Raw genomic sequence first — 15,469 nt, forward strand, 5'->3', positions numbered from 1 at the left:
CTTAAGTGGAAATACACAACAAAAAAGGCCCTGACTTTTCAGTCAGGGGGTAATCCCCCCATTCTTAGGGGGCCTGAAAAGTAGAGGCTATGCAGCCATTCTCAGTTTCTGCATCGGAGTGATGCCGCCAATGCCCATATTGGGGCATTCATTGTTATATGTCCAGAGCCATTTGGTTGCGTAATCCTGCACCTCTTGGATGCTTTCAAACATGTAATGGCTCAACCAGTCGTACCGCACGGTCCGATTGAAGCGTTCAACGTAAGCGTTTTGTTGCGGATTTCCTGGCTGGATATATTCCAGCCGTATCTTTTCTTTTTCTGCCCATAGCAGTAGCCTGTTGCTTATGTATTCAGGGCCGTTGTCGCATCTTATTGCTTCGGGTTTGCCACGCCACTCGATAATCTGGTTCAGTGTTCGAACAACACGATCCGCAGGCAATGACAGATCTACTTCGATGCTCAATCCTTCACGATTAAAGTCGTCGATTACGTTCAACAAACGAAAACTGCGCCCATCTTCAAGTTGGTCATGCATAAAATCCATGGACCAAACTTGATTGGCAGATTCGGGCTGGGATAAAGGTTCCGGTTTTTCACGCACAAGCCGTTTCTTAGGCTTAATGCGCATGTTCAGCTCAAGTTCTCGGTAAATCCGGTAAACGCGCTTATGATTCCAAGAAAAGCCTTGCACGTTGCGCAGATACAGGAAGCACAATCCAAAACCCCAGTTGCGTTGGTTGTGCGTTAACCGGACTAGCCAGTCGGTAACAAGTTCATTTTCAGCGGAGAGCTTCGGTTCGTACCTGTAGCAAGTTTGGCTGATGCTGAAAGCCTCGCACGCCTGACGGATATTGACCTTTTCTTCCTTCACGGCTGCCTTTGCCATCTTGCGCCGACAAGACGGCTTTACCACTTTTTTTCGAGAGCTTCCTTGACGATTTCCGCTTTCAATCGCTCTTCGGCATACATTTTCTTAAGCTGGCGGTTCTCACGTTCCAACTCTTTCATTCGAGCCATCAAGGATGCATCGATGCCGCCGTATTTGGAACGCCATTTGTAAAACGTGGCACTGCTCATTCCGTGTTCACGGCAAAGCTCGGCAACGGGAACTCCATTCTCGGCCTGCTTCAAAATACTCAAAATTTGACTGTCGCTGTAGCGTGACTTTTTCATCTGAATCTCCTCGGTCTTCTTTACGAGAAAATTCTACTTTTCAGAACAATTAATTTTCGGGGGGATTACCAGACCAGCCGTAAACAGACAAGCTTACGCCGAATTATCAAAGCTAGGGAGCAATCTTAATCAGCTTTTGCAGCTTAGTTATCGTTTAGACAGAAACGCGATCCCAGAGCAACTAATCAACGAAACGCAAGAAGCAGTCACAAAACTACGCTGCGACCTGCTAGGCCTAAACAAGGCTGCGAAGAATGATAGCTAAACTCGTAAAAGGCACAGGTTTTCGCGGAGCTTTGGATTATGACCTCGGAAAAGCTGGTGCATCTATTTTAACAACCAATATGGCTGAAAAAGAGCCGAGAGAGTTGGCGCAGGAATTTGGAGCTATTCGTAATTTGCGGCCCAATTTAAAAAAAGTGGTTTGCCATGCAAGTATTAGTCTGGCTCCGCAAGAAAGCCTGACAGACAAGGAATGGCGTGACGTCACGCAAGACTACATACAAGCAATGGGGTTTAGCGACTGCCAATATATTGCGACGAAACATACAGACACAGAACATCCACATATTCACATTGTAGTTAACCGAGTGACCATGCAAGGAGAAGTTGTAAGCGACAGTAATGACTTTAGAAAGCAAGAAAAATTAATGCGAAAACTAGAGAAAGAATACGACCTGCAAGCTGTTGCAAACAGCAAAGAAGTCGATTCAAAAGCATTAACCAAAAATGAAGTAGAAAAAGCTCTCCGAACAGGAGAATTGCCTATCAGAATGCAACTGCAAAACAAGGTAAAAGAAGCTTTAAATGCATACAAGAACCTTAATTTATTTATAAAAAAACTAAGCACAAACAATATTGAAGTTCGACTCAACCGAGCCAAAAATGGAAATATCAGAGGCATTAGTTTTGCGCTGAATGGAATAACCATGAAAGGCAGTTCCCTAGGCAAAAGTTACTCTTGGAACGGACTGCAACAAAGAGGATTATATGAGCAAAATGAAAAGAATAAAGAATTTATCGGCTGCGAAAGAAGAGACTCCAGAAGTGGACGAAATCACAATGATGGAAGCCCGCTTGGGATTGCTGAGCCAGCAGGAGCAACACAAAATCGAGAGCAACATGGAGTTGATCAAGCTTTTGAAAGAATTTCAAAAAGTAATCAAGGAATCAACTCGGACAGTAGAAAAAACAATCGAAGAAACAAGGGATTTTCCCGTTAAGGCCGTGAAGTTATTAGAAAGAGACGTAAGCCGCTGCATAGCGACATGCAACCTAATTAACAAGCAAGCAGGAAAAGCTCATGAGGAGGCATGCGAAGTCTATAACTATATGCAAAATGAAGTGCGGAAAAACACCTACATAAACATCGCAATTACATTTCTTTTTTCGCTAGCTGGGGTTTTGTTTGGTGTGGTGATTGTGTTGTATAAGTTAGGGGTTTTGTAAAGTGAAAAGGACCAGAGTCACCTGTAGTTGAACTGAATGATAAGTATCATGAACTTGCAAGTCGATCGACCTCAGAAGGTGGTTCCAAAGTGCTTGATGCTGCCCAGAAAAAAACTCGCAGAAATTACGGATTGGATAGAGAGCAATCGGAACGAGCATGACAATATCACAGAGAAGGGTCTGGCTTATGCATATGCCAGTGCTGCAGCGGACTATGAAGCAAGTACGGGTATTTCACGGGATGATGCTATCCGCAGTGGCGCAGATGCCATTGAACGCTTTACGTTGACTGTGAGTCGTTATGCAACAAATCACTATAGTATTAATGCTATGACCGAGGCTGAATCAACAGCTAGATTTGGAGAGTCTGGTCGTTTTACCTACGGTCTGGGATGATAACCAGTTTAATAAACTAGTATGCTTGACACTGCTTCTCATTTTTTTTCGAATAAAGCATGATACATAAGTAATCCAACTGCAATCCATAAAACAAAGTGCGTAATTTCAATCTTTGCATCAATATGGTCTGCAGCAGTACTGATAAAATGAAAACTATCCACCCCCGTTCTTTTCAGTGTGATCCAACAAAAGAAAAGAATTCCAATAATGATTTCAACACCTATAATTATACAACCTATCTTGTCTTGATTGCTTGGCTTTCTAAGTCTCAAACATCCCCCCTATGTCCTCTCTTTGGCTTGTTTGTATTTTAATTATTATATTAATGAAGCAAACTGAAGATAGATTGTAACAAAATTTTCTCTCATTTTTTTATTCAGGCTTGCTACTTCTCGCTTCTTAAACCACACAATTAGTAGGAAAAATTAAAAGTAGAATATTTTAAGTATAGGTGTATTTCTATTATTGTTTCTTTGAGATTGATTACTCAGTCAAGAGTGTTTATGTCAAGTGGAGCATGTTAGTTTCGTTATATTCATATTGTGATGTCGGTTATAACTCTTAACGCATGGAGGCATAGAGCTGAAGCAACGCAAGCATTATGTCAAATTGGTAGTAGTTGTTGATCTTACAAAGTGGGTTTTTGATTTGTATATAATTTGATTCTTGGCCAGTGGAGATCAGAAAATCAAAATTATATAGCATTTTATGTTTTGTTAAATTTGTGAAGTAGTTCAATGCCTTGATTGTCGTTGACTTGCTGTCGGTGATTGATGATATGTTGTTTGTTTAGTTTTTTATAACCTAATTTTAGTTTTGTGATATGAATAAAATTCAATTGTTATTTTTGGGTGTCCTTGTTTCACTTGTTAGTGCTTTTGTTTTAAATCAATATTCTATCTATGAAAATTATGAGAAAGAAGTTGAGGAACAGATTGTTTATATAAATGATCTCTTTGCAGTTACAGTAAGTTCTGTATTGCATGAAAAGGAGATGGTTTTAGATTCGCTCATTAGTAAATTGTTAGCGGACAATGCATTCAAAGATACTGAACAAGTAGCTATAATTTTAGCAAAATTTTCTAAAAGAATAAAACCATCAATGGGAATAGCTCTTTTCAGTCCGGGGGGAGAGTCGGATATTAGATATGAAGGATCAGAAATATCTACTAAGCAGGTTTTAAGTCTTGCGGACCGGGAAGAAACTAGTGAAAGTTTTGCTTTAACGTTAAAAAGCAATAGAATGGTTCTCGGAAGAGTTTATTTTCATGAACATATTAATAAATTTGTATTGCCACTTCGCAAAGCTATAAGAGATGATCATAATAATGTCGTTGCAGTTGTTTCAACTCTTTTAGAGCTAGAATCGTTTAGTAAATTTTTTCATAAAAAAGATTTTATACCTGCTGTAACTTCAGTTGTTAATGCTGAGGGATTTTGGAGAGTATATGTTAATCCTTTGAAAGATGAAGAATACAGGCGTTTTTATTTAAATCCTCTTCCTGAAAAATATTTAGATGAAATATTGGCAAATATTAAGCGTCGTTATGACCTAGACAATGCGTCATTTAGTGTAAGCCAAAAATCTTATATTTATAAAAGTGATGCATTAATTTGTAATAATGTAGAGTCCTTTTGTGCTTTGCGTGGTTTAGGGCATTATGGATTATGGGTTAAAACTGCAATACCTTCCAGCTATGTTATGACTAAGTTTGTTGGTCATGGTTTTTATACTAGAGTTGTTGTCTTTGCTGTTATGATTATACTGTTGACCATTTTTTTTATATGGTTTTTTAAAAAAGAAAAAGAAACTAAAGAAAGACTTTTATATGCAGCAACTCATGATTCCTTGACCGACTTATATAGTCGAAGTGCAATAGAGCCTGTTGGTAGTAAGTGGCTTAATGTTGACGAGTCTCGTTTTTCTCTGGTTCTAATTGATTTGGATAATTTTAAAATGATTAATGACACTTTTGGTCATTCGTATGGTGATTTGATCCTAAGGGAGGTTGCTAAACGACTTAAATCGTTTTCTTTGGATGGCTCAGATCTATTTCGGCACGGCGGGGATGAGTTTTTTATCCTGCTGCGTGAAACAAACAATGATTCTCTACTCTCTTTTGCCGAGAGTTTAGCTTCTGCTGTCTCTGTGCCATATTTTGTTGCTGGAATGACTTTACATGTAAGCGCAAGTCTTGGTGTGGCTAGCTTTCCTCAGGATGGCGAAGATTTAGAAGATTTAATGATGGCTGCAGACTTGGCTATGTATGAAGCGAAGAGGACCAGACAAGTTTGCTGTATTTATAATTCTAAGCTTAAGGAAGTAGTAATTTGGAAAGCCAGCGTAGAGCGTAATTTACGTGCTGCTATTAGTCGTGGCGAGCTTTATATAGTATACCAGCCTCAATTATGCAGTAGCGGTGATATTCATGGAGTGGAGGCTCTTGTTCGCTGGCAAAGTGCAGAGCTTGGTTTTGTTTCCCCTGAGCATTTTGTCGGCATTGCTGAAGATGTCGGACTTATGGAAGAATTGGGTAATTTTGTTGTTGAACGATCTCTTGCAGATTTTGCTCATATTATAAAGCTGAACGGGGATGAAAATTTGTCTTTGTCAATTAATATTTCAGCTAAACAGTTGTTGCTATCTGGTTTTAAAGAACATTTGTTGCACGCAGTTGAAGCCAGTAATCTTAATAAAAAAAATATCGTATTAGAAATTACAGAGTCTGTTTTTATTGATGATATTGATTATGTTTCATCTTTGTTACAATCGATTAGAGATGAAGGGATAAAAATTTCTCTTGATGATTTTGGGACAGGTTATTCCTCCTTTAGTATGCTCAGAAAACTTCCGGTCAATGAATTGAAAATAGACAGGAGTTTTATACAAGATATTGTCAATGTAGAAGATGCGGCAGATGTTGTGAAGGCAATTATCGGTATTGGGCATAATATGAATATGCATGTAGTAGCTGAAGGAGTTGAAAATATTGAGCAGCAGAAAATTCTTAATAAATATGAGTGTGATATTTATCAAGGATATTATTATTCAAAGCCGCTTAAGGTCCATGAATTATTGAGTTATCTTTCGGGTAAATAGGGGCTAACTCTTTTTTATAAAACTAAGAAATCGGAAAAAACAAAGCACCAGCAGCAACTCACAACTCCAAATCAACTCCACCAGAACACACATCCCCACATCTGATCCACAGAATCACCCCAAAAAATCACTAGCCCCCAGTGACCAAATCAAACCAATCAGGATAACCTTCAATTTTCATAATTATTTAACAGTATGAAATAGAAGGAGATTTACTGATGCACTGTCAACGTAGCTGAGGATGTCTCTATTAATGCATTTTTTTCCGGTATCATTCATGCATAGATGTTGTGTTGGTTATTCAATAGTGAGGGAAATATATTGTTTTAGTTTTAGGATTTTGAATTCTTTCTTAATTGAGAGTTCGCTATTATCCTACAAAGGAGAATGATAATGAATGATGTCTCTACTCAATTTAATGGGGTGTACAGTGTGTGTGCGCAGTATAGTAAGCCAGTTGAGAAACAGCCAGATACGGGAAAATTTTTCCTGCAGGAAGAAATAAATGCCGCTACCACGAAGACTGAGTCTAGCACTTCCTATAACTCTGGTAACTTGAATCAGTTGTCTAACTATACTCATGTAACGATGTTTGGCCTTGCGCAGAACGAATCGCAAGGTGAAGGTCCTGTGAGTTTTACGGCAGATATAGAGTCTTTTTCAATAGGACTGACGCCACTTGAAAGTCACATCAGCCAATATCATGCTAACAATACATTTAACTATCTCGACGTTATGTCAAACCCACAGGAAGCCATGGAGAAATACCGCGCATCCTATGATGAGTTTTTAGAAGCTGGGCAAGAAGTAGTCGATCAAATGCAGGCAATGGATGATACAGGGCTTCTTGAATTTAGATACACAGCCAGTGGGCCTCAAGTGGATCTGAATGAGAAGTATCATGCACTCGCGAGCCGAGTGACTTCAGAAGGTACTTGGGAAGTGCTTGATGCTGCCCAGAAAAAGCTCGGAGAAATTACGGACTGGATAGAGAGTAATCGGAGCGAACATGACAAAATCTCAGAAAAGGGGATTCCGTATGCCTATGCGAGGGCTGCGGCGGACTATGAAGCAAGTACGGGCATTTCACGTGATGACGCTAGAAGTGATGCGGATGCCATAGAAAAGTTTACATTGACTGTACTCCGTAATACAAATCGTTATGGCGTGAATCCAATGACTGAGGCTGAATCCACAGCCAAATTTGGAGAGCCTCGGTTTACCTACGTTTTGGGATGAGAATCCAGTCGTATCGAATATAATTGTGAAATTATGGTGGAGCGCGGAGCATTGTCTCTGTCGCTCCACCTTTTTTTGAAACACGCCACCGTCAAATTCGGTCAACCGAATAATCAGTAGCACCTGCAACGATCTCAAACAATATTCCACCAGCCCACATCCCCACCTGATCCACAGAATCACCCAAAAAATCACCAGACCCCAGTGACCAAATCATACCAATCAGGATAACCTTCAATTTTCAGAATTATTTAACAGTTTGAAATTGAAGGAGATTTACTGATGGTAATTAACTGCGATCCACTGTTTCGGATGATCTATTCCTACACTCGTAAACAAGCAATCGAAGACGGAAACCTGATCGATGTGACCGAACAGGCCAATCAAGTTCTAGCCATCTTTAAGAACCAAGCTTGGCGGCTGAGTAATGAAGCTGCGGAATTTGTAAAATAACAAAGTACACAAGGCTGGACCTACCCCGCCAGCCCATCCAAATAGTCAGCCCACTCCTGCATCATCTTATGGCGTTCTTCTAGGTACTCAGCGCGGTTGTAAGCGTCCCGAACCTTATTTGCCTCACCATGAGCCAATTGACGCTCTATAACGTCTGGCATGTACCTTAATTCCTCATTTAGACGGGTACTCGCGGTTGTCCTGAACCCGTGGCAGCACATTTCATCCTTTGCGTACCCCATACTACGTAAGGCCTTATTTATGGTGTTCTCGCTTAATATCCCTTTCTTGCTACGATCGCTGTGAAAAACATATTTATTATGACCCGTTACAAGATGGGTTTTCTTTAATATGTCTATTACCTGTGTGGAGAGTGGGACAATGTGAGGTCTCGGAGCTTTCATTTTATGAGCTGGAATTTGCCATTCTCTTGCTTCCCAATCAATTTCTGACCACTCAGCACTACGTAATTCCCCAGAGCGTACAAAGGTATACGGAATAAATTTTAATGCCTGTGCAACACTGAAAGTACCTTTGAAACTATTTATCTTCCGCAAAAGTTTCTTAATCTCGGCAGGTTTCGTTATGGCAGGAAAATGCTTAACTCTTTTGGATGCGGGAATGAGTAACGCTTTGGTATCGCTGGCAGGGTTACTCAATTCTGGATTTGATACGCGGGCATAGTTGAAAATATGCACGCAAGTTAAATTAACTCGCTTGGCAGTCTCATGCAGATTCATGGCTTCCAAACGCTCAAGGATCGCAACTATATCTTTATTCGTTATTTCAAAAATGGATTTATCGGCTATGAAAGGAAATACATGATTCACGAGCCTGCCATATATGGTTTGTCTGTCTTTCTTATTTGCCAGAGTTAATGATTTTTTCGCAAACCATTTATCTGCAATAACTTTAAAACTATAACTGCCGTCTACCTTCGCCTTCTGCTCTTGTCGTACTTTGGATGGATCTAATCCTTTAGCTAGAGACTGACGCATCTCAAAAACACGATTTCGGGCATCTTTCAAGCTCACTTCTGGATACAACCCCAAAGAGAGCATTTTTGCTTTGCGATTAAATTGATAGCGAAGCCGCCACCTTTTAGAACCGCTTGGAGTAATTTCTAAACAAAGGCCGTTGCTGTCTGTGATTCGGTACAGCTTCTTCTTGGGCTTGGCTAATTCAATTTGTTTTATAGTTAAGGGCACTTAAGAGTCCATATGTTGAGTGTTAAGACTTGAGTAACTTTCTAACGAAAAACTGGTTACTCAAACTCTTACTCAATAAAAAGGTCTGTATCAACCTACCCCATGAAATCTCGTGGGACTTAGAAAACAAAAAAGCCCTGCTATTGCAGGGCTTTCGCCACTCTATGCTATCGAGTGGAATTATTAACTGGCGGAGAGGGAGGGATTCGAACCCCCGGAGGGCGTAAACCCTCAATAGTTTTCAAGACTACCGCGTTCAACCGGACTCTGCCACCTCTCCAAAACGTGAGAAAAGAATTTTCCCGAACTCGGGCTGAATGTCAACCCTTTTTTATATTTAATTCATAGAAATTTATTTGTAAATACTGCTTTTAAAAGCATGTGGAAAGCATCTCTGCCCTACAGGAAAACACCTTTTTGTTTAAGCTCTTCGCCGTAAGCCAGCAACTCGGCTTTTGAGCGCAGCTTAAGCTTCTTCATCAGGTTTGAACGGTGCTTCTCGACGGTCTTGATGCTGATCACCAATAGGTCGGCTATTTCGCGGTTTTTATAACCGCCAAGAACGTGCTTCAAAATTTCACGTTCACGCTCGGTAAGAGAATCGAGACTGTCGCTGCTCTTGCTTCTTTCCTTCTGCAAAAACCCCTTGGCGACCTCTGCTGAAATCTCAGGGGTGAGGTAAACCTTATCTGCCATGACTGTCTCAATAGCCATGACCAGCTCTTTGCTGGAAGAAGTCTTCAGGACGTAACCGCTGGCCCCTGCATCAAGGGCTGAAAAAATATGATCAGGCTCCACATGGGCTGTTAAGGCCAGAAACTTTGTTCTTACAACCCCGGAAAGCTCCTGAATTGCTTGCACGCCAGTTTTTACCGGCATGGATAAATCCATGAGCGCTACATCAGGATTAAGCCGCTTACACAGTCGTACTGCCTCTTCGCCATTCTCGGCCATACCAAGCACGCTTATCCCGGGCTGGGACTTCAGGATCGTCTTAAGCCCTTCGCGAACCAAAGCATGATCATCAGCTATAACTACTTTAACCAAATTAAGCATCAAACACCTGAATCCAAGAGATAATAGAATTGCGACTTCCCAAAAGATAATAGTTCTTATCAGGAAATCACTGCACAATGCAACAGCATAAGAACGCACCCCAAAATTCAAACATCAGGCTCATAATGAAAAAGGCAGCTGGATTAACTCCAACTGCCTAGTACTTTCATGTGGCGGAGAGGGAGGGATTTGAACCCTCGATAGAGTTTTAAGCCCTATACTCGCTTAGCAGGCGAGCGCCTTCAGCCGTGCTCGGCCACCTCTCCGTATATGTGGTGAATGATTCGCGATGCGTTTCACTCACTCAGGAAGCGTTGTAATATCTCCGACCCTTCGGATTGTCAACAACAATTTTAAAATTTTTTGAATTATTTATGAACTATGTCTTCTTTTGCCCTAAATGTGGACCGGAACACAATATTCAACGGAGCAATCTTCACATTGAGAATTTTACGCAGCCTGTTTTCAAGAAAACGATGGTAAGAAGCCTTGATCAATCTTTCATCATTGATGAAGAAAATAAAGGTCGGCGGCTCATCATCTGCCTGAGTCATATACTTGAACTTGGCCCTCTTGCGCTTCACAACCGGAGGCTGGTGCTTATCAACGATATCTTTCATAATCCTGTTCAGCTGACCGGTGGAGATACGCAGTGAACATTCCTTTTTCAGCCTGCTGGCAAGCGGAAGAATTCCACCGAGGCCTGATTTGGAAATACAGGAAGTATAAACGACAGGGACATGGTTAGCCATGCGCAGTGCGCGTTCAAAACCCTCGCGGAGCAAAGAACGTTCGGACTTGGAAACCAGATCAATCTTGTTCACCGCGATAATGAAAGGAACGGCTTCACGCAGCAGGTATTCCAGAAGACGCTTGTCCTGCTTGGTGATACCGGCCAGAGCGTCAACAACCATGACTGTGATATCAGCTTTGGTACTGCTCTTGAGTGCACGTACAACACTGAACCTTTCGATGGTATCGGTAATGTTGGTACGGCGGCGTACCCCGGCGGTATCGACAAATGTATAAGTTTTGCCGCCACTCTCAAAAGTAACGTCCACGCTGTCACGGGTGGTACCGGCTATATCACTGACGATAACACGCTGCTCCCCAGTCAGGGCGTTGACCATGGAAGACTTGCCGGCATTGGGACGGCCGAGCATGGCGATTTTGAGACCTTTGGCCTCTTCGTCTTCTTCTTCGTACTCAATACCTGTGGCAAGGGCCATGTCGGCAACCTTTTCACGCAGCTCAAGCAGGTTGAAACCATGTTCAGCGGAAACAGCCATCATCTCGAAACCAAGAGCATGAAAATCGGCCGTAGCCTGTACTTCAAGCTCCGCACCGTCAACTTTGTTGACCAGCAACAGAATAGGCTTGTTGCTCTGGCGGATGTAAGCGGCAACCTGCTCATCGAGCTGGGTGATGCCGATTCGCCCGTCAACAACAAGAATAAGAGCCTGTGATTCTTCTATAGCTTCGCGGGCCTGTTCGAAGATATCACCCTGAAATTCTTCTGAATCATTATCACTTTCCATGACCAGACCGCCGGTATCAATCAGTGCGTAATGAACACCGTCAAAATGGCCTTCCGCGTAAATACGGTCACGGGTAATCCCGGGCATATCATGTGTAATAGCCCTTTTTTTCCTCAGCAATCTATTGAATAAAGTAGACTTTCCCACGTTGGGGCGTCCGATAAGTGCGATGGTTGGCAGCATGGCCGTCCTCCGAAAAAAATGAAAAATCAATACACGGAAAGAAGTTACCGTGGGCAGCAATATATATCAAAAAAAGCGGGAAGACATCTGCTTCCCGCTATTAAAATCTCCCTAAAGAAGTCCTATGGCACAATGAGTGTAGGACTGTAAAGAGTTTATTAGGATCAACCCGAATACATATTCAAACTTCCCTACACTTCAGCATCAATAATTATAATGACAATGACTCAAAAACACATATAATCATATAAAGAATAATCATGTGCTATTTACCGGAGTAGACCAAATGCCTTTGCGTACATTTTTAATGAGCACTATTCTAACCTTTCTTTTCAGTTTTCCGCTCGACGCAGCAGACGTTTGGAAAGTTGCGTCTCTCGACTGGGAGCCATATTCTGACAGCCAGACCCCCTCGCAAGGATCAGCAATTGCGACCCTTCGCGGAATTCTAAAGCAGGCGGGCATAGAGCTTGTCGTAGAATTCTACCCCTGGCAAAGAGCTAAACAAATGGCTGGCGGGAAAAATTTTGTCGGCTACTTTCCTGCGTGGCATGAGGAAGTAATTAAAGGTTTCGTGGCGTCATCTGCTGTTGCATGGTCCGGATACGGAGTTGTTACCTATAAGGGGTCAGGGCTGAAATGGAAAGGATTGGACGACCTCTTTACCCACAGGATCGGCATAGTTCCATCTTATATTTATTCTGACGATGTCAGGAAACAAATTGAGGCACATCCGGAAAAAGTTGACATAACCCACAGCGAACTTTCATTAGTAAAAAAATTATCCAGCAAACGCTTTAAAGCCGCAATATCCGGTCCTGAAGTTATGCACTACATTGCAAAACGGCATGGGATCAACAACCTGATAACCCTGCATTCCTTCCCCCCCAAAGAATTGGTTCTCGCTTTCAGGGACGGACCGGACAACAGAGTCCGCATCATTTTATTTGAAGAACTTCTCAAGCAATATTTTGCAACACCTAAATAAAAAACGGACCCGAGCCATAAGACTCAGGTCCGTTATAAAATCAATTGCAACAACTGCGCTACACGGCGAAGCCAACTAAAAAGTTTTGAAGAGTCCAGAGAAACTTTTTCCAAAAGTTTCTTTGGCCGCCGGAGGCATTAAAACTATTCTTCTTCAAAAAGCTTCTTGATAGCCTCTGTGTAAGGAGGTCTCAGCACGCCTTTTTCAGTGATGATCCCGGCGATGAGTTCGTTGGGAGTCGGGTCAAAGGCGAAGTTGAAAACTTCCACACCCTCGGGGGTGATGCGGTGATCGCCCACGTGGGTTACTTCGGTGGGGGTGCGGTCTTCGATAGGTACATCGTCGCCGGTGGGAGTTTCGGGGTCAATGGTGTAGACCGGAGCGGCAACGTAGAACGGAATACCGAATTCACGGGCCAGCAGAGCCACGCCGTAGGTTCCGATTTTGTTTACAGCATCACCGTTGGCAGCAACGCGGTCAGCACCGACCACAACTTTCTGCACCAGACCTTTCTTCATCAGCAGTGCACAGGCGTTGTCGCAGGCAACCTTTACCGGGATGCCGTCTCGATGCAGTTCGTATGCGGTAAGGCGTGCACCCTGAAGGAAAGGACGGGTTTCGTTGGCTATGACAGAAACTTTCTTGCCCTGATCAACAGCACCGCGAACAACGCCGAGAGCAGTACCGTAGCCAGCAGTAGCCAGCGCACCGGCATTGCAGTGGGTCATGATGGTATCGCCATCATCCATAAGTTCACCACCGAACTTACCGATGTCTTCACACATGCGGATGTCATCAACATGGATTTCTTTTGCCCGCTTGAGCCAGATACCGCAGAGTTCATCAAGTGAAACATCACCGGCTTCAGCCCAGATGCGTTTCATCTCACGCACTGCCCAACGCAGGTTAACCGCAGTGGGACGAGCGTTTTCGATCTTATCGAGATTCTTTTCCAGATCTGCTTTCCAATCAGCACTTCCGGCAACTTCGCGACCGGCAAGGTAGCAGCCGTAAGCAGCGGTTACACCGATAGCAGGAGCACCGCGTACAACCATAACCACGAGGGCCTCGACGATATCATCGGTGGTCTTGCAGTCGAACCAGTCCTCACGGGTGGGCAGGTAACGCTGATCAAGCAGTACGAGAGCATCTTTCTCGGCTGAAAACTGAATATGTTCGGTCATTTCTATCTCGCTTGGTTAAGAAAGTTTTTCGGAAATCATCTTGCTGACCATGCCGGGGTTAGCTTTACCCTTAGTCTCGCGCATGATCTGGCCCATGAAGAAACTCATCAGCTTTTTCTTGCCACCCTTGAAAGCTTCAACTTCGTCCGGGTTATCAGCCAGAACTTTGTCTACCACGGCCTCAAGGGAGGAGCTGTCGGAAATCTGAACCAGTCCCTTGTCTTTGACGTACTTTTCAGGATCAAGACCTTCGGCGAAAACATCACCGAAAATGTCCTTACCGATCTTGATACTGATCACGTCTTTATCAACAAGCTGAATCAGCTTAGCCATCATTTCAGGCTTAAATTTGCAATCGGCGACAGCCATTTCGGACTGGTTAAGTTCACGTAAAAAGTCACCCTTGATCCAGTTGGCAACCTTTTTAGGATCATTGTGGGTGTCGAGCACTGCTTCAAAGTAATCGGCAATGTCTTTTTCTGAACTGATCAGTTCAGCATCATCTTCGCTGAGGCTCAACTCATCAATGAAGCGGGCTTTGCGTTCTGCGGGCAGTTCGGGAAGTGACGCCTGCCATTCACCCAGCCATTCGTCAGCGATAACCAGCGGAACAAGATCCGGGTCCGGATAGTAGCGGTAATCGTGTGCTTCTTCCTTGCCGCGCATGGAATGGGTTGTGCCCTTGTCCGCATCATAGAGGCGGGTTTCCTGAATCACTTTCTCGCCGTCTTCGATGAGGTCGATCTGACGGGCAACTTCGTAACGGATAGCCTTATGAATGTTACGGAAGGAGTTGATATTTTTCAGCTCTGCGCGGGTTCCGAATTCTTTCTGACCAAACGGGCGAACGGAAATGTTTGCGTCACAACGGAAGGAACCTTCTTCAAGGTTACCGTCACAGATGCCGAGGTAAAGCAGGATCGAACGCAAACCTTTAAGGTAGGCAACAGCTTCATCAGCACTGCGCATATCCGGTTCACTGACGATCTCGATCAGTGGAACACCGGTACGGTTTAGATCAACAAAGCTGGCATTTTCAGCAGCGGAGTGAATGTTTTTACCGGCGTCTTCTTCCATGTGGATACGGGTGATGCCGATGCGCTTTTCCTGCTTTTCGCCATCAGCGTCTTCCCAGGAGATATCAAGATGACCGTGTTCGCAGATGGGCAGGTCGAACTGGGAAATCTGATAGCCTTTGGGCAGGTCGGGATAAAAATAGTTTTTACGTGCAAAAATGGATTTCTGATTCACTGTACAATCGGTGGCCAGCCCCATCTTGGCAGCGTATTCCATGACCTTTTCGTTGAGCACGGGAAGTACACCGGGCATACCGGAACAGACTTCACAGACGTTCTCGTTGGGGTCCTTACCGAATTCAGTGGAACAACCGCAGAAAATCTTGGTCTTGGTCTTAAGCTGGGCGTGAACTTCGAGCCCGATTACTGTTTCAAACTGAGTCATTATATATAAGCTCCTTACAAACTAGATTTATAAATA

Annotated in this window: 13 protein-coding genes and 2 tRNA genes; 6 read left to right on the plus strand and 9 right to left on the minus strand. The window is 43.2% G+C overall.

Features of this window, described 5'->3' with window-relative positions:
- Positions 1-87: 87 nt before the first annotated feature.
- Positions 88-1,175, minus strand: a protein-coding gene (locus tag ACNI29_RS02320; protein ID WP_419780574.1) for an IS3 family transposase whose coding sequence is annotated in 2 segments (ribosomal slippage) — positions 88-923 and positions 923-1,175 — 1,089 coding nt in all. Because the reading frame shifts where the segments join, the coding sequence is not laid out codon by codon here.
- 254 nt (positions 1,176-1,429) lie between these two features.
- On the opposite strand from ACNI29_RS02320, the gene ACNI29_RS02325 reads away from it, so the two are divergent.
- Both ACNI29_RS02325 and ACNI29_RS02330 read left to right on the plus strand, forming a co-directional pair.
- On the plus strand, positions 1,430-2,398 hold the full coding sequence (locus ACNI29_RS02325) for a relaxase/mobilization nuclease domain-containing protein (protein ID WP_419780575.1): 969 nt from the start codon (positions 1,430-1,432) through the stop codon (positions 2,396-2,398).
- Positions 2,399-2,720: 322 nt separating this feature from the next.
- Positions 2,721-3,020, plus strand: coding sequence for a hypothetical protein (locus tag ACNI29_RS02330; RefSeq protein WP_419780576.1), 300 nt, complete (start codon positions 2,721-2,723; stop codon positions 3,018-3,020).
- A 38-nt stretch (positions 3,021-3,058) separates the two neighbouring features.
- On the opposite strand, the gene ACNI29_RS02335 is transcribed toward ACNI29_RS02330, so the two are convergent.
- Positions 3,059-3,295 carry a hypothetical protein gene (locus ACNI29_RS02335; RefSeq protein WP_419780577.1) on the minus strand — a complete coding sequence of 79 codons (237 nt, stop codon included), beginning with the start codon at positions 3,293-3,295 and terminating at the stop codon, positions 3,059-3,061.
- A gap of 551 nt (positions 3,296-3,846) precedes the next feature.
- On the opposite strand from ACNI29_RS02335, the gene ACNI29_RS02340 reads away from it, so the two are divergent.
- The 3 genes from ACNI29_RS02340 (at position 3,847) to ACNI29_RS02350 (ending at position 7,815) form a co-directional block, all read left to right on the plus strand.
- Positions 3,847-6,123 carry a putative bifunctional diguanylate cyclase/phosphodiesterase gene (locus ACNI29_RS02340; RefSeq protein WP_419780578.1) on the plus strand — a complete coding sequence of 759 codons (2,277 nt, stop codon included), beginning with the start codon at positions 3,847-3,849 and terminating at the stop codon, positions 6,121-6,123.
- 393 nt (positions 6,124-6,516) lie between these two features.
- The gene (locus ACNI29_RS02345) at positions 6,517-7,362 is read left to right on the plus strand and encodes a hypothetical protein (RefSeq protein ID WP_419780579.1); all 846 of its coding nucleotides are present in this window, start codon (positions 6,517-6,519) and stop codon (positions 7,360-7,362) included.
- 282 nt (positions 7,363-7,644) lie between these two features.
- The gene (locus tag ACNI29_RS02350) at positions 7,645-7,815 is read left to right on the plus strand and encodes a hypothetical protein (protein WP_419780580.1); all 171 of its coding nucleotides are present in this window, start codon (positions 7,645-7,647) and stop codon (positions 7,813-7,815) included.
- Between the two features lie 20 nt (positions 7,816-7,835).
- Here ACNI29_RS02350 and ACNI29_RS02355 read toward each other — a convergent pair whose 3' ends face one another.
- The 5 genes from ACNI29_RS02355 to der all read right to left on the minus strand — a co-directional run bounded on the left by ACNI29_RS02355 (position 7,836) and on the right by der (position 11,800).
- Positions 7,836-9,023, minus strand: coding sequence for a tyrosine-type recombinase/integrase (locus ACNI29_RS02355; RefSeq protein WP_419780581.1), 1,188 nt, complete (start codon positions 9,021-9,023; stop codon positions 7,836-7,838).
- A gap of 188 nt (positions 9,024-9,211) precedes the next feature.
- Positions 9,212-9,303, minus strand: a tRNA-Ser gene (locus tag ACNI29_RS02360).
- Positions 9,304-9,422: 119 nt separating this feature from the next.
- A complete protein-coding gene (locus ACNI29_RS02365; protein WP_419780582.1) occupies positions 9,423-10,079 on the minus strand; it encodes a response regulator in 657 nt (218 codons plus the stop codon).
- A gap of 171 nt (positions 10,080-10,250) precedes the next feature.
- A tRNA-Ser gene (locus ACNI29_RS02370) sits at positions 10,251-10,345 on the minus strand.
- 102 nt (positions 10,346-10,447) lie between these two features.
- Entirely contained in the window at positions 10,448-11,800 is a 1,353-nt protein-coding gene (gene der / locus ACNI29_RS02375; RefSeq protein ID WP_419780583.1) for a ribosome biogenesis GTPase Der, read from the minus strand.
- A 307-nt stretch (positions 11,801-12,107) separates the two neighbouring features.
- Between der and ACNI29_RS02380 the strand changes: the two genes are divergently transcribed.
- Positions 12,108-12,788, plus strand: coding sequence for a substrate-binding periplasmic protein (locus ACNI29_RS02380; protein ID WP_419780584.1), 681 nt, complete (start codon positions 12,108-12,110; stop codon positions 12,786-12,788).
- A gap of 143 nt (positions 12,789-12,931) precedes the next feature.
- On the opposite strand, the gene mtnA is transcribed toward ACNI29_RS02380, so the two are convergent.
- Together mtnA and gatB are read right to left on the minus strand one after the other, a co-directional pair.
- On the minus strand, positions 12,932-13,972 hold the full coding sequence (mtnA, locus tag ACNI29_RS02385; RefSeq protein ID WP_419780585.1) for an S-methyl-5-thioribose-1-phosphate isomerase: 1,041 nt from the start codon (positions 13,970-13,972) through the stop codon (positions 12,932-12,934).
- A 15-nt stretch (positions 13,973-13,987) separates the two neighbouring features.
- A complete protein-coding gene (gatB, locus tag ACNI29_RS02390; protein WP_419780586.1) occupies positions 13,988-15,433 on the minus strand; it encodes an Asp-tRNA(Asn)/Glu-tRNA(Gln) amidotransferase subunit GatB in 1,446 nt (481 codons plus the stop codon).
- Positions 15,434-15,469: the final 36 nt, after the last annotated feature.

The organism is Maridesulfovibrio spiralis (SeqCode) (assembly GCF_048571135.1).
GTDB lineage: Bacteria > Desulfobacterota > Desulfovibrionia > Desulfovibrionales > Desulfovibrionaceae > Maridesulfovibrio > Maridesulfovibrio spiralis.